Genomic DNA, 24,310 nt, shown 5'->3' with positions numbered 1-24,310 from the left:
TGGGTGCCCTTAAAATGTCAATGCGCGAGCAGGATGCAGTATCGTTAGCTCACTGAGTAGTTGATCGGCTTCTTTGTTCAGCGCTGTTTTGTCGGCATCTTTCAGTACGCTTTTTTGTTGAACCAGTTTTAACAGGCGGGACTTGAGTTCAAACACCAGATCCGGCTCCCAGCCGGTTAAGCGGTAGTTATCACACTCCCGGTTTAGCCCGTTCAACAGGCGAAAAGCCATATCCCGCTGCCCGTGCTGCTCTGCCAGACGTGCCAGCAGCATACGGTGCAGATAGCGCTGACGGTCGGTTACCATATCCGGCAGGCTGTTCATCCAGTTAAAAGCCGACTCCAGCCCATCTCGACCGGCAATTTCCATCGCCTGCTGTTCGATTTCCCCCCAGTTGCCGCCAACATCCACCGGAATTGGCGCCAGCGCTTCTCCTTCATCCAGATGACGGATGGAAGCTGACGACGCTATCCAGCTCAGGGTGTCATCATCGGCAAATGGCGTACCATCGCTATAGGTCAGTCGTTCCAACCCTTTTAACCTATCCAGCATTAGTGCCACATCTGTCAGGCAGATCTCTTGCCAGCCGTTATAAGGCGCGCCGGCATTGAGCATGGCATCACAGGCATAGCGTTGCAGATCGAGCCAGAAGTGGTTTGCCGCTTCTGAAAATGCACGCTCCACTTGTTCCAGCAGTTCAATCCAGCTCTGCTGAAGCCACAGACGGTTAAGATGCTGTTTCAGCTCGCTGCGGGGAGCAATCAGGCGGGTGGCATATTGATTATCGTGTGGAGGTAAAGTAGTGACAGTGTCCCATCTGATACTGCGTATCAGACGAAACGCCGCCAGATAGCCATCGGGCTTCTCGCGTAAAAATGCAGAAATCTGGCGAGTTTGATCCAGCACCTCCCGTAATGAGCGCACCTCTTCGCTCTTCACTTTCAGACCGCTGGTTGAAACTGTGCCAGATAATGGCGTTACCGGCGCAGATGGCAATGGCTCCGGTTCCGGGCTTTCCAGACGGGTTTCAAATAGTCGAATCAAACCGCGTAAATCTGGCTGCAGTTCTGTTTCCCACTGTTTGGTATAACTAACCATCAGTGATAACGCAGAAATAGCCCGCTCCAAGTCCTGATGTTGAAAGCTGCTTTGCGCTTCCAGTAAATCAATAAACTTACTGCTGGCTAACCACTCAACGGAAGATTTTTTGCTTTCGGCACGTTTGGGATACAGCTCGGCGTCATAACGCGCCACCAGACCGGCCATCAGCTCCAGACCATCTGCCAGGCCGCTAATACCATCGAGACGCAGACGAGCCCAGGCGTAATAAGACGCAACGCGAATATCTTTAGTGCGCTTTTGTAATAGCTTTTCACTGATTTCAATAATCAACGCTGCATCGATGCCGGACAGCTTGGCGATCTCTTCTTTTATCAATTGAAAGTCATCGTCATAGCTGGGGTCGATACCAGCGGGATTGTCCCCTTCAATCGGTATCAGCCACGATTGCCAGTGCTGTTGAATCCGCTTTTTCACCCCTTCCTGCGGATCGCGGCTTCCAAACAGGGCTTGCAGTAAATTAGTTAGCATCGTGTTCTATTCTCATCATCGGTACGACTTTTTGTTCTTCGCCGGAATCCGGCGTCGGATTTTCGTCGGTCGCCGTTTCTTCAGTGGATGTTTCCGTTGGTTTCGCTTCTTCCACCTTATCTGCCGCAGCCTTTTTCTTACGATACTTGGCGGGCATCACCGTGGAGGCATCGGCGGTAGAAACCGGTGTATGTTTGCGTGGACTGGCGGCTGGTTTGGTCGCCGGTTTAACCGGTTGAATATCTCCGGAGGCATCGGGCATCATTGGCGTTCGGGAAGTGACGAACACATTAGCCGGTAAGGTGAAGCCTTTCAGACCCAATAACTCCACTGGCCCGCTATTGCTCTGCACCCGCAGGATATAATTAAGATCGCTACCGTCATCCGCTTTCCACACTACCCGATAACGGGTGCTGTCCAGTTGAGTGATGTTGGCTTTCTCCAGCAGACGAACCCAGCCCCAACTGCCTTTTGGACTATCAAACAGCCGCAACCCGGTTTGTTCGGTACTCCAGCTTAGCTGAGCGCCTGGCGTGTAGGCGTCGCCCGGCCAGCTCAGGGTTTTCCAGCTTTCCATCTGGTTGAAATAGCTCAGGGTGGCACCATCCAACAACAGCTCAGTCTTGGTAACACCCGGACTAGGTCGTGCCATCAACTCGAAGGTCATACCTGCATCACCGTTGGCATACAGCATGCCGGAAAGACGGCTGAGTTGATTTAATGCAGCAATAAACTGTGGATTAAGGGTTAGTCCCTGAGAGTTCAATGCATCGGCAACCCAAACGTCCCCTTGCTTATGCAACATTCCCCCCAATTGAGTGCTGACAAAGCGTTCGATCAGGCCGGTATCCGGTCGCAAAAAACGCCCCAGTTCAGGCAGGGAAACATCATTGGCCGTGGCCTTAAACGGATAGCGACCGTTAAAGGCGCGGTACCACGGATCGGCAATGCTTTCGCGCCAGGCATTATTAAAGCTCATGGCGGCCGGTTCCAGTACCGCCTGCCACGCCTGTTCCAACGGCTGAACGAACAGATTACTACCAAAGCCAGCCCACTCTTCCCCCATGCTGGCGGCAATCAGGCTGCCATAATCACGGGTATCGGTTAAGTCGATGGCCTTACCTTCAAATACAGTTTTAGCCAGCGATTGAGTCATCGCCTGTGGATCCGGCGCGCTGGTAATTTGCTGAAGCTTAAGACGCACCCGGGTAACACGGGTCAGATAGGTTTGCAGGCTAAGATTGTCACCGCTCTCTTTGGTGGTGGCCTGCACAATACGCAATAGCGGCGCAAAGGTGCCGTCCAGCGGGCCAACTGGCGTATCGTCATCCATCGGGATGGCATCCAGCCTTTTGGCCTTGCTGCCGAACACTTCCTGGGCTGATTTCACCAGAGTTTCGGTCAATGCCCGTCCTTTTTGCGCAGTTTGCCCCTGATATTTGACGGTATTCATCAGGGCAATCAGCGGTGACTGACGGGCATCCGCCAGCAGGGTCAATTGGTCAATCACATCGGACATGGATTCAGCCCTTGTCCAACTGATGCTGTTCAGGAAGTTAAGCCAGGCGGCACTGTAGTCGGTAAAGTAACGCTCGCTCAGTCGCTGTTTTAGGACTTCTGGCGATATATCGTTGGCCTGCTGTTTACCGCCGTCAGTCAGCACCCAGTCAATCTCTTCACGACGATTTTTCACTGCTTTATCAATCTCTTTCTCCACCATGCCTTCCCAGGCATCGCGGGTAAACATGCCCGGCACTTCTTCCTCGGTGGTAAACAGCGTGCGGCTGTCCATGCCGTTGAGCACCTGATTCAACGACATATTGCCGTAGTTTTGCCCTACGCGACGCAGTATTCCCTGATAAATGGCCGTTTCAGCATTTTGCATCCCGATATGGTTCATCAATACCTGACGGGCATCGCTGACCAGCATTCGGTCGGGCTTAATCGCCCATTCAGGATGACGGGAGAGATTGCTGGCATAGAACTGCATCAGCTCCGGGCCGACGCTTTGCCATACGCCATCAGAGACGGTAGCAGGCGCGCGCTTGTTATTTTCAATCAGAATATTCCCTAACAGCGGCGCATCAACCCGATCGGGACAGGACAGCATCAGATAGGCTTTCAGGCGATCGTAACCCGCTTTAGCTAACTCCGCGCGTTCCGGACTGTTGGGGGGCATTTGTACCAGTTCGGTCAATTTGCCGTGCAGGTTATCCACGATTGGCTGCTGGATATTTTGCTGGTTAGCGGTGTGATAATGCGGCCATAACACCGTTAGCAGTTTATTATTGGTACTTAAACCAAAGCGCAGGTACCACGGGCTGCCGTGTTCCGCGCGATATTGCAGTTGGGAAATCTGCTGTTTAAACGCCTGCTGGCACGTTAAACGCTCGGTCATGCTAACGTTAAAATCAGTACTCTGTTTTGCCAGATTTTCCGCTGATGAGATAAGCCCCCGGTTACCAATGTAAGAGATAATACAGCCCAGACCAAACAGCAGCACAATACCTAATACCGTTGCCACCGCGCTGTTTACCCACTGAATACCAACCCCACGCCCTTTGGCCTTGCGGCTGTCATCGGTGACCACCTGCCATGCTGGCGAGGCAAGAAAAGTATGATCTGCCAGGGTATCTGGTCGGATAGCTTTCGAGGTAAACAGCAAACCACGCAGTTGATTCCCCCCCTGAGCGGCAACAAACGACGGTAACCAGCCACGCAGACGAGGAATATCCCGCTGTTCCAAATCCTGAGCCAGCTGTAGCAGAAAAGCGTGACGATGGTTAATCATCACCTGCTCCATACCAATGTCAGTGGTTTGTTTTACCAGTGCGGACAGCAGTTTTGTCAGGGTATCCGGTTGCGGTTTGGCGGGGAACAGCGTGCCCACCTGAAGCTCTTCCCGTTCATCCTGCGTCCACTCCATGGTACGAAGATCCAGCAGATATAGCGGAGCCGCCCAACGTAACAGCTTATTACGGCTGTACATATGCCACAGCGCGGTATCCTGAAAGGCTTTCTGCTTTTTGCTCGGTTCATAGTGGCTGGCAGACACCACCCATACCTGAGCATCGATCGGCCTGCGCCAGCGTAGTTTTTTCAGCTGTTTTAACCATGCCTCATCCAGAGGTGCCTGAGATGAACCACCCCAAATCAATAAGGCATCGTTGCTGGTTTGCCAACCCTGAGTGGTCAACCCCGGCGCCACTTGTTCTACGTCGGCGGCTTCACCGGTAACTAACAGCCAGCGTAACTTACGGCGCCAGGAAAACAGGCCGTAGCGGTGGCGGAGGTGGGATTGGAGATCTGAAAATACATTCCCGGAGGTAGTTTGTGTATGATTATCAGAATCAATATGACTATTATCTTCTTGCTTAAATTTAACAGCTACAAGCTTATTTAATATTAAAACAATTGCGTAATGAAAATGTGATAATACTAAAGCGGCAATAACAACTGCTGCTGTTGCTAATATCTTTTCATTCTGTTCCTGAAGAAAATAAAAGCTATCTTTCCAAATGAAAAATATAATCGTTAATGTTACAACCAATAGAAATAGAATCCATCCAATGGTGATTTTCTTCATGATGCATCCTTCATATTTTGGTTGGGATTATATTTTGAAACTACTGAAGCGCTTATTTCTGACTTTCCACACAAGATTAGCTGCTTTTCTTGCCAGTCAATCGCTTGTTCAATGGCAATGGCTAGCGAAAGCCAATAGGCACAATGACCTGCATAGCCAAGTGAAAAATCAATATTAAGATTATTATCAATAGTAATTTTATTCTTATTAAAATAGGATGTTGCTTCCACAATGGCTTCCGGTGAAATATTGCTATACCACATTGTGGTTAATGGCAATTGGCTTTTATCTCCCCACAATAAGACGTTATTTAATATCTTATCCAGATTTGAACCATGCTCAGTTCTGAATATTTCAGCAATGCTATTTTGATCCAAATCATCTATTAATAATTTATCTGACTCAATTAAACCACATCCTGACAATAATAATGCTGTTGCCACTTCAGCACTATTGGCTTGTGGAAAGCTAAACAGGTGGCAGCTAATCGTCAGTAATAGCGCGTTGTCATTAGTGGTGTTATCCAGCCATTTATCCAAGAAGGTATATCCGAACTCCGCTGATTCCACTTTTAGGGATGTATGATGAAATTCTGTTTTCCAGACGGTATTGAATATCTCCAGGATTTCTTTTTCAGAAAGAGGCACATCAATAAACAGCCTTATATGCAAAGGAGCAATTTTCGATAGTTCAGATAGTTTTTCTTGAAAGCTATTTTTTATATCCTGAAATACTGTCGATAAACGTTGGGAGAAGTTAGATTCAGAAACGTTATGTTCCAATGGTAACGCGCTATGTGGAATAGCGGTTCCTCCCGCATGTGGTCGTTGTGATACGATGCTAATTTCATGTTTGAAAATGCCCTTGGCGTTACCAAACTTTCCATGTTGGGTATAAATAAAATTTGCCAGTACATACAAGGGGCGTTGACCGAAATCAATCAGTTGCTGGAGACGCAGGTCGCGACGGGCATTCCATTGTGTCACGTAATATTGTCGGCATCCATGAAGATAAAAACTGTATAAAAAAAGCAGTAGCCAGAGAAGAAAAGGTAATCCCAATAAACAGAACCATAACCAAAAGTCAGTGAATTTATAAGATTGGCTAAGTAATAAAGTTAATAATGCACAACCTAGTAGAATAATAAATAATAGAGCTACCCAATACCATATACCCGCCCTTTTGGGCTGTGATAGTGGTGGTGGGATTTTTGTCAAATCGACGGGCATTTTAAGATTTTCCTACCGTACTAATTGAAGAAATTAAAGTACAACCACATTCTGTTTTATGCCCGTCAAGAGCCACAGGAATCCCCTGATCTTTAAATGTTTCTTCACCTCCAATGATTTTATTGATTCCATGTCCACTTTGCGGACAATTCACTAAATCACCTACCCGAGCTACACCTTTTCCATGAATAATCATGGTGGACGATGCAGAAATTACTTTACCACCGTGATCCGTTGCATCACCCAGTCGAATAACACCTTTCATATATTTCACTCCATTGAAAAATGGAAATAAGATTCTTATTTAATTTGAAATAAATTAAATATTATTTTGATTTAAAGACTAAAATTTCATGGGATTAGTTTAGAAGCTTATATTTAATAAATAGACATATCATGCATATGTATATGTATATATTGAATTGACTCTTAGCTATTTTTTTGCCAGATATCTTTATAGAAATCGTTATCTAATAGATTCTTTAAATTTTCTGACTGCCATTTACCTCCAAGCAATAACTTAGGAATGGTAATACTCATATCTTTATTTACATTACACTTTATGAGCATTAAATGAATTGCTGCAAAACTGACACGGTCAAAATGATTTATGTCTTCATAGGGAATAATCGTCGTATTACCCACATAATTTCCCATTCGGTTTAAATGAAGAAAAACTATTTCATTTTCAGAGAAGTACATAATCGATGCCTGGCCAAATCTTAAGATATTTGTTATCCATGAAATAATAGTGACTGGCTTAATTTGACAATAGACATAGTTTTTCTCATCTATGTTATTAGTAAAGGCACTAAGGTACTGTTTAATATTTTCTTGCTTTATCCCATCGTTCATATTCGATCCTGATTATTTAGTGATGCAATAATGAATAGTGTCCATATCTATAACCAATATCATAGCCATCTATTAGTTAGTAATTCTCAAACAATGTTATAAATAATAACCAATATCATCTCCATCTCTTAAGCCAATAATCTTACCCTCTACTTTTCTAAATGAAACGTTTTTTTCATAAAAGCCTGTTCCTTTATCTAATAGAGGTGAATTCATATTGTATGGCTCAAGCAATGCTACAGATGAAATCCATTCGGGTATGTTTTCAACAAAATATGAAAATGTTACATTAGTCTCAGTAAAATATTGATTACCATTTTCATATTTAACTTTGTTAACGTCCTTTATATTTTCAATGACTATTTTCCCAAAGCAAAAATAACTATTACTTTTAATACTTCCATCACCTAGATTTCTAATATGTGTACTCAGGTATTTCTCTCCCTCTTTAGTTAAACTATACTTGTAGATAGATAAACTATTATTTATCAATTCCTTATTTAACAATCCAGCTTTAACAAATGCAGGTAACCTAACGTCTAGCTTCTTCTTATTATATGAAGACCAATCCTCATCTTTTGAGGTTATCGGTTCCACAACGTAAGGAAATGTAACGTTACCAATATAATAACAAAATGCCTTATTACCTTGTGGGTTTAATATATCATATTCGTGCTGTAGATTAATTTTTTCATCACTATAACTATCACACCCAAATACAGTCAGACATACTAAACATAAAGAAACTCTCAACTCACGCTTATAATACATGAACCACATCTCAATAATAAAAACTCTAATTAAGCCCTAAATTCATATTTCGCATAAAACTATAAAAAACACATTCTCTAATAACATTTATACTTAGTATCTAACACAATAGTTTTCATTTTAAAATGATAAAAGCTTCTCTTTATTTTCTAAATAAACATACTATAATTGCAATACTAAAGAAAATAACCAATTTTCTCACCAGCACTCATACCAACAATCTCACCATTAATCTTTACTAACGATATTTTCTTTTTATAGGGGCCGATACCATTATTAAAAAGGGGGCCTTTAGTATTGTATGGCTCAAATAATGCCGGTGATAATGCCCACTCGGGTATATTTTCTACTGTATAGGTAAACGTAACCAAAGTTTCTGGAGGTGTGATGTTATTACCATGATCAACTTTTTTAACACTCTCCACACTCTGAATAACAACACGTCCAAAACAAAAATAATTTTCATTTTTTATTCTTGTTTTTAAATTTCTATTATATATATACAGATAATCTTTACCTTTATCTGTAAGATGATATTCATAATTAGCATCCTCATTGCCACTGATTTTATTGCTAATCAACAAACCGGAATTAACAAATGCAGGTAATCTTACTGACAAGTTTTTTTTATTATTAACAACCCAATCAATATCATTGTTTTTTATGGATTCATTAATATAAGGAAACTGAACATTACCTATATAATAACAAAATGCTCTATTTCCTGTAGGGTTTAACTCATCATTTTTACTTTGTAATGATTCTTTCATATTATCATAATTATCACACCCAAAAATCATGCACGAACTTAACAGAATAATCATGTTATGATATTTAGAAAAGAACATTCTCACTTACACCTCCGCTTTATAAGAATATGTACAAATCAATGGATTACTATCTTTACCATTTTCTTTTTTTGTTATCCAATATTGAGTTTGACAACAAATTTCATGATCTCCCGTAAACTCACCTATTTTATAATAAATAATAAACATATTTCTTAATTGATCATGATAACTATATTCTTCAGATTCAATTAATTCATTATTTTTTCTTACACTGAATGACGATAATTTTCCTTGAGAATCAATTATAGGAAAATTACTATCTTTATTTATAGTTAAAACCATAGATTGTTGAGTTTGTATATTCAATACTCGTATAGTTCCCTTAAAGTCACTTAAATCGATATCATAGCCAGGCAAACTCATATTAATATACAATGCCCGACTATCCCCCGATATCCCCTGCCTCTCACTGGCAAGTATCACTGCACGCTGTGATGATGTCGGCACCCCTAATGTACTGTCATCCGCATTAGGAATCCTTCTATAAGCAGCTTCAATCTCTTCATCACTCATGGCTTCAATCTCAGCCTGCTTATCCGTTGCAATATCAGAAGAGCCGATTAATGACGATTCTTTCTCTATATTAAGGACAGATTTCATCCCCATCCGCGCCACAAAATAATCATTCAACGCATTCGCCATTCCTATTTTAGTTAACGGATAAGGTGAACCTTTCTCTTTATGTTCCCAGTTACCAAATAAACACCGGTTTAACCACAATTCTATCGCTTCCCAATTGTCAGAATCATCAGAGAATACCCAAAAGAGTAACAATGCCGCTATTCCGGCAATAATACCCAGCGCAAGCAATATCCCACCAAATATCCCCATCACACCGATTATGCCTAATGACTGAAGCAATAATATACTGCTGGAAAATATCTGCAATCCACCACCAATACAATAGACGTAACCCAGCTTATTCTCCCCTGCAGCTAACATTTTTCTACTTTTTGATAAATTGGTAACGCCTTCAATAATACCTACTATCGCCAGTACACCACTGGCCGTTATAACAGAAATATTACCAGAGAAATACAATGCTTTCGCAGCACTCTGCATCGCACTGGTCAGCTGTGGAGTTCCTGCCATTAGCATATGAAATGACATTCCCAATGATTTAACCGTACTGTCTATCAATTTAACGCTGGTAGCGACTATCGTTGCAAATGAGATCTCCAGAGATCTGGAAATTTCATCCCTTTCTGTTTGCCCTAAGCCTGTAACAGCTGCCAGTTTCTCTTTATTTTCATTATAAGACGCCAGTTCTGATATTAATGATGCCGCGGTAAAAAAGCTTGCCTTAGCATTATCGGTGACTATTGTTCTCACCGTATTGTTGCTCATCGCACTTAAATCAGGAGCGGTAGTCAGAGAACCTAACTGTAAAAAACCTTTTTTATCATTTAGCTCTCTTAATGCAGTACGAAATTCTGAGGCACTATTAATACCGCCACTACTATTCAGTATCAGCGGTTTAAACGTATTGTAGAGCTCGTCAATATTTTCCCCAACAGATACAAGCTGTAACGTTACCGTTGCTGCGCTATCAGCTTCTGTTAATGTTGGAATCGCGGGAAGTATTGATGTATTACGATCGGTCTGTTCTCCCGTACTACTATCAACAAATACCACTGAATTTAATGCATAACACCGTGCTATTGCGGCAGCGTCCCGTATATTGACCGTGGCTTCAACGGTACAAGTTTCGGTACCATTCAATGCCATCATCGCTTCCATAATATGTACACGGAATAGCTCTAATCCTATCATTTTGTCATCATGATATTTTTGAGAAACGCCGGCGGATGCTTTAGCAATCAATAACTCATACAGATTGACCAGATGCTGACCTTTTTCCGCGGTAAACTGAATATCTAATTTACCGTTATGTGTTTTCTCTATAATACTAATGACTTCTTTCGTTGAAATAACTCTCTTCTTTTCTTCGCTTTGTTTTTGTCTGAGCTCTAATAACATATTCCAGAAACTACTTTTTTGTTCTTTAGCTTCTGCCGATCCTTTGAATAGATGGTAGTAGAGCGTGGACTTATCCCTTAATAAGACATCCCACACTCCAAATTGATAATCTAACTTTATATTTCCTAATGATGTGAAATCCATTATCTGGATTAAATCCATTACATAACCAATATGGTTATTTGAACAATTAGTTTCACACTCAATATTCCAGAAAGGCACATCATTATAACTCCCCGGGTCGGGAGCAAATGTACTCTTACTACTCCCATCACTACTGCCTAATAGCCATGTTGTATAAGTAAAATAATCCACAGAAAAATCATGAATATCTTTAATCAACTTATCATACATCGCCTTATCTTGTTTTCTAAAGTCGCTTATTCTGGAAGTGCTAAGCCTTTTTTCTAATCTGGACCATTCTTTATTTAATTGCTGATTGACATTAGCAGCCGCCGTATCCGGTTTTTTATACCGTTTAACATCATAACATTCACCCGGATTAAATTTTGCCTTCTCCGCTGCAATTTCTAACGCCGTCATTGGTACTTCAATATGCCCAGGTGGCACATACATCGCTAATTTAGAGCCTTCAACAATCATCCCGTATTGTGTGTGAGTATAATCACCAACGGTACTTTCAAGATAAGTTTTTCTCTCCAGCTTATAATTATCGATATAGGTTAAAATTTTACGTAGATGGAGGTTCTTCTCATTAAAATAGGAATAAGGTCCTGATGATTTTCTAAGATAGTTTTTATCTAAAAAACTGCGCTCACCTATCTTGACATTCGTCATTGTCACATAGGTTCCCGATGGGGACATTCCATACTTCCTCTCGTTAATGTCCCCTTCTTTGTAGTCTTCATCATACATGATCTGACTTTCTTCAGGATGCTGCTTGCGGTAATCGTCAATATCTTCTTTTAAAACGTTATCTATCTGGGTATTACCTTCTAAAGCTTTATCATAAATACTCTGCATACTAGTGGTAAAAATGCTCTCAGCCTCTACAATGGCCATTGCAATCGGTTTAATCATCAACTGACGTTGATAACTCAACTCCTCTGCAACACCAAAAGTATCTTCAACAACTAAAGCCGCAACTGAACTTACCTGATAGGCATCACCCGTACTCTGTAATCTGGTAACTTCCAGATCTACCAGACCTGAATCTGCTTTTAAACTGTTAAACTGATGAATCGTGGCAAAGTTATTGGTAGATTTATTCTTTTCCTGCGTGCTCTTTTCTTCATCCTGATAAAAATGGTAAGTGACTTGCTCCTGACTTAACAGTAATTCCATTAATTTCTTACTGCCGCCAGACAAATCTGAAAAAGCAAAACTGCGACCTTCTGAACTAAGGTCTGCCGGAGAGTTTTTTTGATCCAAATTGATTTTACTAAAGCGTTTTAGTTTCTTGCTACCCGCAGGTTCAGTTTCATATTGTTTACGGACATCTTTTGACCATGCTCTACGGCTATAAGCAACATAAGCTTCTCCACCATAAACCTCAGTATCAATATGAACAAATAATCCCGGAATATTATGATTTTGAGAAGTACAGGATACAGGTAGCTCTTTAACAAATTTTTCCTGCATTTCATCAATACTTTTATGACGAAATACACCTGAGGGGGTAATTTCATATCCCAGAAATTCTTTACTACCTACTTCTTGTCCCTTCTCTGTACCAGCTTTTGTGCGAGTGAGAAGAATATAAACATATCCTGTTCTTAACGTTCTATAAGCATAAGAATAGTTGCTCAGTTTATTTTTAGGCTCACGACTCCCTAAAGAAGCAATATTTTCAGACCATCCACTTACTTTATAGTCTTTGCGAATAATCGCTTTTCTTACCAAAAAAAGTGGGAAACCTTTACGTTTACATACACCACACTCATTACCTGATAAGGCTGATTTCTTTTCAGCGGTTTCATATAAGAAATTATCTTGTTGTTTATTATTTGTATTCTCAGACATATTTATCTCCCTATCTCCTAAATTCCGTTATTTCAAAGCCATAAAGTGACGCTGTTCTATCGCCTTCATCCTTGCAGGTAAACTGCCGGGTGCTATCCTTGCCTCATTAACTGCTTGTGCCATTAACGGGTTTTTCATTAGATCACCGTATTTCAACGATAATAGTGAGAATATATATTTATCTTCCATGTTGGTTAGTCTCTGTTCCCAAGCTTCACGATATAACCTGGCCACGCGCAATAACGCAAAATCATCAAGTGGAGATGCGGAACATTCAACCCAACCGTTATAAAGATGAAACAATGCTTTACTTTCTTGCTGATAAAATTTTGCATCTTCAGATATGAATATATCTATTGGTTCCGGCAATCGCTTTAAACGAGTTATATGCCTTAAAGTAGAATTTACAGACAGGTAACAATAAGAATTAAATATATTGAGAGTTGCAGCTAACCATTCATCACAAATCTTATTTCCATCATGCAATAGCTGCATTCTTAAAGGTTCATAAAATGCAGTAAACCGCATACTACACATTTCACTAATTGACTGGGCTATTCTTACAATATGCTTTGCCACAATTTCTGGAGGTAATTCGCTGGTCATCCAGCCACAAACATAACGTTTGCTAAACAAACGTTCACTATTAGCTTGTATCAGGCTAAATTTAGTAATACGACTGTCTATATCATCATTTGGTCTGGCAAGTACCACTAGTTGTGGACATGAAAATAGCTCGTGGGTTAGATCCGGTCGTTCTACTACCGTGATAGCATCATTTCCAAGGATATTTTTTAGATTATTTAAATTCACAAGATCTAATTCACTGACAGAAGCTAATCCATCTAATAATAAATATCGATACATTGCTTTATCGTTATTTAATATTGAAATAAGCTGTTTTTCCATTATGCCGTCTCCGAACAAGATGCGCCTGCTGGTAATTCAGGTTTAGGAGGTGAATAACTTTCAGGTCCGATAATATTAAAACTTGCAACCTTACCTTTAATATCCCCTGGTCCGATAACCGTAATACTTCCACCTTCCAAGACAATAGCCGCACCATCACAAGCCAAAGTTAAACGCGTTTTAGCATTAATTATTACTTCGTTATCAGTACTTGTTATCACCATATTTTGTTTAGACGTTAAATCCATTTCATCATCTTGAGCCTGTAGCTCCAGCTTTCCTTTAGCCGCAAAGATCTTTATTCCCATTTTGCTGGCAAACAGGCTGATTACATCACCCGCAGTGACCATAAAACGTTTAAATGCACTTATATCTACGGTATTTTGTGCAGTATGAATGATATTTTCACCTGCCGTTTGTTGAATACTTGTTGGTGTAACCGAAGCAATACCTGCAGGTGCATAGGATAATATTGACGGTCCTTTCATAGAATTAAGGGATGATTGTAATAGTGCATTCTGTGCCTGAATATCAGCAAGCTCTGCTTTAGCGGCGGCGGCCATTTTATTTAACTCTTCAACCATCTTATGCGCCTGCTCCAACTCAGCAATCACATTATCCATGGTTAGTTGCTGTTTTTCAGCCTGCGGTTTTTCTTCAGAAGTTATATAAAGCCCTTTCCCCGCCCTTATCGCCCCCCACTCATCGGTGCGCAGCTCAAACCCTTCTCCCCGCTGTTTACGCTCAGCATCCACCAGATGCCCCATATTCAGCTGGGTTTTGCCGTATTCGGTGGCGACTTTGATGTGTTCTTTACCGCGCTCGTCGTCCATCCGCAGTTTGTTATTGGCCGGGGTGCGAATAACGTTACGTTTATGGTTGGCGACGGTAACCACATCCCCATGACGGGAGTCGTGCATGGCGTGGGCGATATACGGACGGTCGGGGTTGCCTTCAGTAAAGGCGATAGCCACTTCGGTGCCGTCAATCAGCGGGAAGTGGATACCGTAGGTTTCACCGGCGTAGGCTTTCGCCAGCCTCATCCACAGGCTCTCTTCCCCTTTACGCCAGTTGTCGTTCAGGTCGAAGTCCATCTTCACCCGATAACGACCCTGAGCATCAATATAACTGTAGGTGTCGTTATCCGGGCTGGTCACCCGTGCCGGTAAGGTGCCGCTGATGGTCGGCCAGACCAGACGAGCCGGACGATACGGGCGCAGGACGTCGTAAGGAATACCGGTAAAGCTGATAACGTAAGCCTGTTGACGGTCGCCCTGAGTCTCTACTGACACAATCAGAATGCCGCTGCCCGCTTCCGCTATCGGCGAGCCGGATACGGTCAGAATCTGTCCCGGTGCCAGATGGGATAAGGTGGTTTTACCACTAATAGTAATTTGTTCGGTCATAAAGCGCTGATGGCGCAGGCGGGCATACCAGGCGCCCTGACCGACAGCTTCCGGTTCATCACTGGCGCCGTCTTCAGCTTCACTGTCGTTCAGGCCATTTAACAGGTCACCGCCCTTATCCGATAAACCACTCAGGGAACTACCGACGCTGTCGAAAGCGCCTTTGGCCTGACCGGCCATGTTCTGCACCGCACCGGTCACACCGGAAACTGCTGAACCGGCCGCAGAGCTGACCGCTGAACCAACAGAACCCGCTGCTGAACTGGCCATATCGCCAATACCGGCACCAGACGCGCCACCGGCAATACCCGTTGGCGACAGGGTTGATGAAGCTAATGAAGCGCCCTGACCGGCGGCTCCGGCAATGCCTCCCGTTACACCACTCACGGCACCGCTAACTGAACCCGCCACCCCGCTTAACTGGCTTACGCCGGGAATATCCCCTAAGCCATTCGGCATCATATTGCTGAACTGACCCAGTAAATCATCCTGCGCATTGGCGTGGTTAACCACTTCCCCTTTATCACGGTAGTGCTCACCATAAACATAGTGCTGACCGCGGGTGGTTTTATCTTTTTGCGCGCCGTTGACTTCCGATTTCATACCGGTTTGAGCATTACGGTAGTTATAGTCCTGGGTCAGTACGCTTTGTGGTACGGTTTTACGCGCTACTGACATGTCCCAGACCGATTCCACGCCATTATCGTTATTGCCGGATGGCTGACGATAGCTGGCGGTCGGGCCGTCCTGATATTGTTGTTCTGAATCGCCAAACACCACCACATCACAGCTGTGTTTGGTATGGGTTTCAAAGCTGAACCAGATACCGCTGTCCGCTAGCAAACGGCGAATAAAGGTTAAATCACTCTCCTGCCACTGAGTGATGTACTCTTTCACCGGATAGGTTTCTGTCAGTTCAAAACGGAAATCCACCCCGGTCATTTCATGTTGACGCAGAACCTGTTCCACCACCTGAGGAACCGTCTGATTCTGGAAAATGGCACTGTTCTGGCTGTTGTCCAGCAGAGCTAAACGGGGAGATAAGGTAATGGAATAGCGGGCTTCGTCTGCCGAACCGGACAACTGGCTGAAAGCGGTGACCACGCCGTACAGAATCCGGGTTTCACTTTCACCACCCGCCAGCGAGCTGGCCATCCCCCCCAGCGATGACAGGCTGGAGCCGGCCTTACCCAGTAACCCCGAAGCCCTACCGGCGATACCGCCAATGGAATTTGCCATGCCGCCCAGCTTGCTTACCGCCGAGCTGGCCTGATTCACCATCCCCATACCGCGACTGGCCATCTGGCTGACGCTGTTAATGGAAAAACCACCGGAAAGAGAATTAGATGCGCTGCCTATCTTGTCGCTGAACATGCCACCAAAGGCATTAAACGCGCTCATCAGTTCATTGCTTAACTGACCAGCTGCACCGCTCAGGCTGCTGATACCACCCGGTGCCAGCGTAAATACCGCTTTTTCACTCAGCACCTGTTCCATGGTCAGGCCATGTTGTGCGGTAAACTGAATGTCGTATTGCCAGGTTTCACTCAGGTGCTCATGGCCCTGTACGCTTAATACTGAAAGTTGAGCATTCAAGCCATCAATCGCCAACTGATAACGGTTTAACCCATCACCTAATGATGAAAAGCTTGCAGCAGAACTGTTACCGCCGCTATTACTGCCCTGACCTGACATTCCCCCCAGACCATAGGCCTGAAGCTGTTCGTCCAGCAGATCTTTACCTTTTTTTATCAGTTGGTCTTTCATTCAGTTACTCCTTTTCTGACTCAGAAACGCCCAGGGTTATCTCTGCTTCCGGTGCAGAATGTGTAATTGAGGTAGTTCCGTGTTCAATAATATCCAGCGTAATGCCTTCCTGTTCGCTGTAACCTAAGGCCAGCGCTTTGGCTTTTTTCTGCTGTGATTGCATATGCAGCAAGGTTTGCGACAAGACCGGCAAGATTTGCTGATTCAGCAAGCTATCGATATTACGGGCTCCACTGTCTGGCAGCAGACAGGCGCTCACCAGCTCGTCAAACAGGCTCTCTTCCACCCTGAATTCAATGCCGTAGTGACGCTGTAATCTTTCCGCCACTTTGCCCATTTTTATCGCCACAATTTTTCTTAACGCATCAGCACCCAGCGGACGGTAAATCACCGTCTGGAAACGGGCCAGTAAGGCTGGCTGGAAGTGGTCACGCAGAATAGGATGGATCACTTCATGCAACATTGCGGTAGTCGCCTGTGGCTGCTCTTCCAGCAGCGCCATCATGTAGTCACTGCCCAGGTTAGCGGTCATCAGAATCACGGTATTGCGGAAGTCAATTTCACGCCCTTCACCATCGCGCATAAAGCCACGATCAAACACCTGATAAAACACATTGATCACATCACGATGGGCTTTTTCTACTTCATCCAGCAGAACCACGCTGTAAGGACGGCGACGTACTGCTTCGGTCAGTACACCGCCTTGCCCGTAACCCACATAGCCCGGAGGTGAACCTTTAAGTTGAGAAACCGTATGGGCTTCCTGATATTCAGACATATTGATGGTAATCAGTGAGCGTTCGCCGCCAAACAAAATATCTGCCAGCGCCAGTGCGCTTTCGGTTTTTCCGATACCTGATGGCCCCACCAGCAAGAATACCCCTAATGGCCCTTGCTCCGGCGTCAGGCCAGTTTTCGCTGCCCGCAGGCGCTGAGCCAGTGATATCAGCGCTTCATCCTGCCCAATCACCCGCTGTGCCAGTTCGCTTTCTAACATTAGCAGGTTGCTTTGCTCATCTTTCATCAGGCTTTCTAACGGTACGCCAGTCCAATCGGCAATCACGCTGGCAACGGTGCGGCTGTCGACATCCAGTGATAACAGAGGTACCGAATCCTGTACGTCGTAAAGCTGTTGTTGAAGCTGATTGATCTGTTCCGTGATCTCCTGCGGCGTTTGTGGTAAATCCGACTGGTTCAGCCAGGAACGCAACTCAATTAACTGCTCAATAATTTGCTTTTCATGAGTAAACTGTACGGTGCGTTGCTCAATTTTCTGAATCAATACTTGCTGCTCAGTTTTAATCTCATCCAGACGGGATTCCGGGATCGCTTCCCCCAGCTCTCTGTCTTCACTCAGGGCGATATACTCATACTCCAGCGCGGAAAGCCGGGCTTCTAATAATGTGATCTCTTCCGGAATGGTATCTAACCCCATACGTACCCGGGCTGAAGCGGTATCCAGCAAATCCACCGCCTTGTCCGGTAGCTGGCGACCCGTGATATAGCGACGCGACAATGAAACCGCTGTGCGAACCGCTTCATCTAAGATATGTACTCCATGATGCTGGGCATAGCGAGACTTAAGGCCGCGCAACATCAGGGCCGAGGTTTCATCATCCGGCTCATCCACTTTCACCATCTGAAAGCGCCGTTCCAATGCTGCATCACGTTCGAAATACTGCTTGTATTCAGACCAGGTGGTGGCGGCAATGGTGCGCAACTCACCCCGTGCCAGTGCGGGTTTCAGCAGGTTAGCCGCATCGGCGCCGCCCGCCTGATTTCCGGCACCGATAATGGTATGGGCTTCGTCAATAAACAGCAGAATTGGCGTTGGTGACTGTTGTACTGCTTCAATGACATTTTTTAATCGCTGTTCAAACTCACCTTTTACGCCGGCTCCTGCCTGTAACAAGCCTAAGTCCAGCGTATGAATATTGACCGGTTTTAAACTGTCCGGAACGTTACCTTCGGCAATGCGCAGCGCCAGTCCTTCCACCAGCGCAGTTTTCCCTACGCCAGGCTCACCCACCAGAATCGGGTTGTTTTTGCGACGGCGGGATAAGATATCCACCATTTGACGAATTTCCACATCACGACCAAAAACCGGATCGATTTTTTGTTCTTTTGCCCGGGCAGTGAGGTTGATGGTGAAACGGTCTAATGCAGTGGGTTGTGCCGGTGCCGCTGCGGTTTTATTGAGCGAACCCGCGGGTGCTGTAGGGACGATATCTGCACTGACGGATTCAGCGCTATCGTAAGTTGGCGCGTTAACCCGCTCAGGGCTCTCATCAGAAAGCTCGTCCAGAATGGGTAATAAACGCTGAAGCTGAACCTGAGAAACACTGAGCAATGGCCAGGCGTCCCGGGCTTTCAGCCACTGAGGGTTGTCGATCAGCGCCTGAAGAATATGGGCTGAGCGTACGGAATCTGCATGATTTTCCAGCGAGGCGATAAGCCAGGCTGACTTTAACAGCTCTTGAACTACGCCGGATAAGACCGGCTTTTGCTGTACCGTATGGGGTAAAGTTTCCAGTTGGCTAAGCAATGCCTGCCATACGCCATCCAAATCCAGCTCATAGCGACGTGCGATCACCGTCATATCGCCGCACCCTTGCTCCAGCAATTTCAGCAACCAGTGCTCTAAGGTAATTTCTGGATGTGCGCGCGTCTGACACAGGCTGGCAGCCGCCTCCAACGCTCTGGCGCAATAAGGGTTTAGTCGACGTAGTAATACGGAAGGATCGGTGATCATTGGCTGCTCCCTGGCACAACATGATTTTATATTGGAGATAGATGCACCGGCAGAAATCCTCCGGTGCATGATGGTGCGAATACCCTAGGTCATTGGAACAGTGGCAAGGCAGCAAGTGAACGCAGCTAACGCCGCCACTGTTTCAAGGACGACGGGGATTTAGCCGCGGCCTTCGTTCCAGCTATCCGCGTGGATGATGTTGCCATCTTTATAAGTCCACGTGATTTTTTCATAACGCACTTCCACTTCTTCCAGGTGGTTGTAACGCTCTTTGCTTGGATCTTTGATGTTGTGCATGATTGGCTTAATAGAAACCACTTTCACACTGTCCATCAACGTGTTGAAGTACTCAACTTCCTGACCGGAATCATCAATACGGAACCATTTGATTTCAGCAGATTTCAGGGTTTGACCCGTGGTCACTGCTTTGTACAAATAAGGGGATGAAGAATCCACTTCTTTAACGAAAGTTAAAGGTGCATGTACGCGAGTACCGGTTAATTTGCCGGTGTTACCATCAGTTGGAATATGAACCTTATGGTCAAACTCAACCAGTTCAATACTGCCTTCACGTCCTTGAACCGTCACCGATCCCTTGATGTCTGCACCACCATCATCTTTAACAAACAGATATGCAGGAATTGCCATTACTCTCTCCTTAGTTTTGTTGAGATATCTGATGCCCGGCGCCCGGCTGACACGCCGACGCTTCTGGCACCAAACTGATTTCCACCCGGCGGTTAGCCGCTCTTCCTTCTGCTGTCTCATTGTCAGCAATCGGTTGAGTTGCCCCGTACCCCTGAATGGCGAAACAGGTTTTCTCGATATCACTGGTCTCTATCATCCAGTCGCGAACCGATTCCGCTCTGGCCAGTGACAGCGTCTGATTACTCTCTGGATTTCCTGTGGCATCGGTATGGCCCGCAATCAGAATCAGCCATCCCGGCTTGGCTTTAATATTGATTAAAGCGTCTACAAGAATTTTGGTTGAACCGGTTTTCAGCTGTGCTTTTCCGGTATCAAACAGTGACATACTGTCCAGTCGCACCAGCTTCGGTGCTTCCTCTGGTGGAGGTGGCGGTGGCGGAGGTGGTGGCGGTTGATAAGTTTTAATCGCCACATCCAGCGGCATAATCAAACGCCCCGCGGTATACAACCCCAGCCCTAACCGCTCTGGTTCCCCTTCCCGGTAATACTTATCTAACAATTGACGATCGGTTTTCAGCACGTTCAGGCTGGTTAACTTTTCGTCGTAGCTGTCCATTGCTATCTGCCGGTAAGCATTCAGATCTCCGGCAATATGTTGCAGCAACTGGCGATTGTTATAAGCCGATGCGCACAGCGCGACTGCAGCAAATAACGCTGTCAGCATCACCGCATGACAAACCGCCCGTTTCTTTGCCGGTAGCTGACAGTACACCGGCATATCCTCCACTAATCGCTCAGGCAAAACGATTGACTGATTCGTCGTTGAGGCCGCTGGCAGCGATAAGGTGGTAACATCGGCTAAATAGCGCTGCCAGACGTTTTCACTTTCACCCGGTAAATTAATGTTCAGGCACGCTACCGCCCCCGGTATCCACTGGGGAACCGGCTGTTGTGTATCGTTTAGTACCTGAATAACCTGCTCATCCAGCCACTGTTGTAATGTTTTCAACATCACCGCCATATGCTGGCGCCGATATTGGTGTTGCGGCTCTCCCTGCTGACACCACTGATTAAGCGGCGTATGGCAGTCATCTAAAATGCGTATTCCCGAACTCTGTTTATTCCACCAGAACCAGGGGGCTGACTCAGAGGGCTCATCACCCAGTCGGGCATTAACTGCCAGATACCCCGGCAGCTTATAGCCGCTGGTTTTGCTGGCATCCGCCCATGACTGGCGAAACGTTTGCAGATAGCCCACCAGTGACTGGCTGTTGATATAGCGTTCAGGAGTTAGTGTGAACAACACCCCTATCCTTCCTGCCATCTCAGGCCAGCGGCCACTCAGGGCATCGGCCGTCAGAGAGAGCGCCGACATATCCGGTACTGCAATCCAGATACTTTTACCGCTTATCGCTACCTGCCGATCCTCTTGTTCAGCAAAGTAACCGGTGGTGGCATCGCCGGTGACTAATATCACCGGTAACCGGCGCCTCAGGCGCTCCGGCAATGCTTCCAGTTGTCTGTCCAGCGCATCCAGATAAGGCGATACATGCTTAACCTGTCTGGTATACCGTAAGGTGCGCCACCCTTTATATCCGCTGACCAACAGGGTCAGCACACAACCTATAACTACCCAGCCGGTTGGCAAGGGTAGGAAGAACAGCAGCAGAGCCAGACAGAGACAGGTGGCATACAGCAGCTGCACTCGCCAAGGGTAATCACCCACATTCACATCCTTAATTTCAATCCCACGTCGATTTTGCAATGCCGTATCGTTGTGCAGGATCCCTTACCCCATCGATAAGGTGATACCCGGGTATAACGCTAAGCTATCCACACGTCTTAAGGTCAATACCCAGGGGACTTCCCCCTATTGCTGTGTAAGTTTTTCTCTCCTGTAAAACGCCTGATTAATTGCATTGTTTTTCATACCGGCTGCATCACAGAGCCGGATTGAAAAGTTGTTATGCGTTCTGTAATAGCTGAACCAGTGTGCTGTCCAGGTGCTGGCGTAACAGCATGTACAGTAAAATCACTGCCATCACGGAAATACCAGTCCAGAACAGCAGTGAAGAGTTACGCCAGAAGCCACCTTTCCCCTGCACCGCATTGATCATCGACATATTTTTAGCCGTTGATAATTCAGGCAGCAGCTCACGAACCGCCATCACCAGCTGTTCTCTTTCTGTCTGCGGCTGAGACAAATAGCGCCCCTGAAACCCCAACCCCAAAATACGGTCATAACAAGCCAGCACTAATTGAGCACCTTCCGGATGGCGTATTCGCTGACGAATGCGCTCAAACAGTTCGTCACCTGCCCGGTAAGTTTTAAAAAAGGTGACCTGTAGCGGCGTGCCCTGCCAGACGTCGTAACCTTCATCGTTATTACGTAACAGCACGGTTTCATCCAGCAAAGCACAGGCGGCGTAGCTGATATCGTTAACCTCATCAGTTGCACATTGCATGTCGGTTAAGCGCTTACGCAGTTGATTGATTTGCTCTACGCAACGTTTGTATAGCGCTTCCCCTTGTTCAACCACTGAGCCGGCACGCAAATGAACCACCGTCAGGGCGATATCACGTAACAATTCATCAATGGAGACACTTTTCAGGTTTTGGCTCATGATTTAAGTACCGCAAACAGTTCCAGAGAAACGTCCGGCAACGAGCGTGGAACATAAAACTCACAGCAACGTGCTGCCAGCATGCTCTGCGCGGCCGGGTGGGTTAAGTCCAGAGCGAAGTACTGATTATCCAGACGCAACGGAATAGCTGCCGGTACATGGCTTAATGCTTTGAGGGGAATGCCAGACAGTGCCGAGTTGATAATTTGATTCACATCATCTGGCGAACCCACTTTGCACAATACCGGCATTAGCTCCAGCAGTTGATGCGCCGGTAATGATGAACGTACCGACAGGTAGAAGTCTGTATCCTCTGTCAGTCGACTATCCTGTAAACGACCAGACCAACGAGTACCATTGCTGTGAACCAAATCGATAGCAATTACTCTCGATGGCAGGCTGGCCTCCAGCAATTGACCAATTAGCTTAAACAGCGGCGGAAACACCATATTTAACTGGCTATGCTGATAGGACGGGATCGCCTCAACGTCATGCTCCAGCGAGAACGTCAATAACGCACCGGCCAGCGAAACCAATTGTTGATAGAGCTGTTCCGGATGGGTAACCGGATACTGCTGTAAAAATTTAAGCAATGGCTCATGGCTGTTCAGCGCGTTAAGCAACCAGAACAGAGACACATCAGCGACAGCGAATTCCGCCATTTGCTGATTGCGTTCACGACGCATACCCATCAAACGTTGGCGTTTTGACTGCACCTGAGTGCATAACATATCAAGCTGTTGAGTCAGTACGCCGTTGCTGGCAGTTAAACTCAGTAGCGGTGGTAAGAAAGCCTGCTCAATGGCAAACAGACCGTTAGCATCACGTTTCAGGCGAACCAGTGGACAGGTGAGATAATCCCCCTGTTCTTCGAAATCGAACAGTAACGTGAGCGCATAGCGCTCAACGGCAATGGATTCATTCCCCTGACCAAACACGTCCTGAATTTCAACCCATTCCTGCCGGTAGCGTAATGGCCGTTCCGAGTAGTTACCTTCCTGATGGCAGTTTCCACCGTTAGCATGTAACAGCGGCAACCCCAACAGAACCGTGACTTCATTACGGTCGGCAGGAATGCTTTGTTTCAGGTCACGTGCCGGCGGTAACGCATCAGAGACGTCGGTATCTATCCAACTGCCATCGGGAAAACGCACGCTTAAACTTTCTGCATTGAGTTTATTCAATGTTAAAGCCTGAGCGTCAAACGCCACACGCTGAACCCCCCAGGGATTAGCCAGGCTAAGCCTGGCAATCTGGTCGTTACTAAACGCTTCCCATCGACTTTGTTGCTGGAATTGTTCCGGCGACAAAAACGCACCTTCGCTCCATAACGGGCGGTGGATCTTCATTATTTCAAAC

General features: G+C 45.5%; 15 protein-coding genes. All 15 read right to left on the bottom strand.

Translation table 11 applies throughout. The annotated features are described in order from the left end of the window. Nucleotides 1-9 precede the first annotated feature (9 nt). Nucleotides 10-1,590 carry a type VI secretion system protein TssA gene (tssA, locus tag I2494_RS00470; RefSeq protein ID WP_218465904.1) on the bottom strand — a complete coding sequence of 527 codons (1,581 nt, stop codon included), beginning with the start codon at nt 1,588-1,590 and terminating at the stop codon, nt 10-12. Then, entirely contained in the window at nt 1,580-5,176 is a 3,597-nt protein-coding gene (locus tag I2494_RS00465) for an ImcF-related family protein (RefSeq protein WP_218465905.1), read from the bottom strand. Before I2494_RS00465 ends, tssA begins: the two co-directional genes overlap by 11 nt. Next, the gene (locus I2494_RS00460) at nt 5,173-6,405 is read right to left on the bottom strand and encodes a hypothetical protein (protein WP_218465906.1); all 1,233 of its coding nucleotides are present in this window, start codon (nt 6,403-6,405) and stop codon (nt 5,173-5,175) included. Before I2494_RS00460 ends, I2494_RS00465 begins: the two co-directional genes overlap by 4 nt. A 1-nt stretch (nt 6,406) precedes the next feature. Next, entirely contained in the window at nt 6,407-6,670 is a 264-nt protein-coding gene (locus I2494_RS00455; RefSeq protein ID WP_218465907.1) for a PAAR domain-containing protein, read from the bottom strand. 164 nt (nt 6,671-6,834) lie between these two features. Continuing rightward, nucleotides 6,835-7,260 (bottom strand): hypothetical protein, encoded by a 426-nt coding sequence (locus I2494_RS00450; protein WP_218465908.1) that lies wholly within the window; start codon nt 7,258-7,260, stop codon nt 6,835-6,837. A 96-nt stretch (nt 7,261-7,356) separates the two neighbouring features. Next, nucleotides 7,357-8,031 carry a hypothetical protein gene (locus I2494_RS00445; RefSeq protein ID WP_218465909.1) on the bottom strand — a complete coding sequence of 225 codons (675 nt, stop codon included), beginning with the start codon at nt 8,029-8,031 and terminating at the stop codon, nt 7,357-7,359. A 176-nt stretch (nt 8,032-8,207) separates the two neighbouring features. After that, entirely contained in the window at nt 8,208-8,885 is a 678-nt protein-coding gene (locus I2494_RS00440; protein ID WP_218465910.1) for a hypothetical protein, read from the bottom strand. Continuing rightward, complete coding sequence (locus I2494_RS00435) at nt 8,886-12,845, bottom strand: toxin VasX (protein ID WP_218465911.1); 3,960 nt, start codon at nt 12,843-12,845, stop codon at nt 8,886-8,888. It lies immediately after the preceding gene. Nucleotides 12,846-12,872: 27 nt separating this feature from the next. After that, complete coding sequence (locus tag I2494_RS00430; protein ID WP_218465912.1) at nt 12,873-13,754, bottom strand: hypothetical protein; 882 nt, start codon at nt 13,752-13,754, stop codon at nt 12,873-12,875. Beyond that, on the bottom strand, nt 13,754-16,927 hold the full coding sequence (locus tag I2494_RS00425; protein WP_218465913.1) for a type VI secretion system Vgr family protein: 3,174 nt from the start codon (nt 16,925-16,927) through the stop codon (nt 13,754-13,756). The genes I2494_RS00430 and I2494_RS00425 overlap by 1 nt, the downstream gene beginning before the upstream one ends. Nucleotides 16,928-16,931: 4 nt before the next feature. Beyond that, nucleotides 16,932-19,679, bottom strand: a complete 2,748-nt coding sequence (tssH, locus tag I2494_RS00420) for a type VI secretion system ATPase TssH (RefSeq protein ID WP_218465914.1) — start codon at nt 19,677-19,679, stop codon at nt 16,932-16,934. 159 nt (nt 19,680-19,838) lie between these two features. Beyond that, complete coding sequence (locus I2494_RS00415) at nt 19,839-20,327, bottom strand: Hcp family type VI secretion system effector (protein ID WP_108899318.1); 489 nt, start codon at nt 20,325-20,327, stop codon at nt 19,839-19,841. Nucleotides 20,328-20,337: 10 nt separating this feature from the next. Then, nucleotides 20,338-22,053 (bottom strand): OmpA family protein, encoded by a 1,716-nt coding sequence (locus I2494_RS20580; RefSeq protein WP_218465915.1) that lies wholly within the window; start codon nt 22,051-22,053, stop codon nt 20,338-20,340. A gap of 238 nt (nt 22,054-22,291) precedes the next feature. Continuing rightward, nucleotides 22,292-22,951, bottom strand: coding sequence for a type VI secretion system protein TssL, short form (gene tssL / locus I2494_RS00405; protein ID WP_218465916.1), 660 nt, complete (start codon nt 22,949-22,951; stop codon nt 22,292-22,294). Continuing rightward, on the bottom strand, nt 22,948-24,300 hold the full coding sequence (gene tssK / locus I2494_RS00400) for a type VI secretion system baseplate subunit TssK (RefSeq protein ID WP_218465917.1): 1,353 nt from the start codon (nt 24,298-24,300) through the stop codon (nt 22,948-22,950). Before tssK ends, tssL begins: the two co-directional genes overlap by 4 nt. Nucleotides 24,301-24,310: the final 10 nt, after the last annotated feature.

This window comes from Limnobaculum allomyrinae, assembly GCF_016649425.1.
GTDB classification, from domain to species: domain Bacteria; phylum Pseudomonadota; class Gammaproteobacteria; order Enterobacterales; family Enterobacteriaceae; genus Limnobaculum; species Limnobaculum allomyrinae.
Note: the sequence above shows the minus strand (reverse complement) of the source record. Positions and strands in the feature narration are given on the sequence as shown.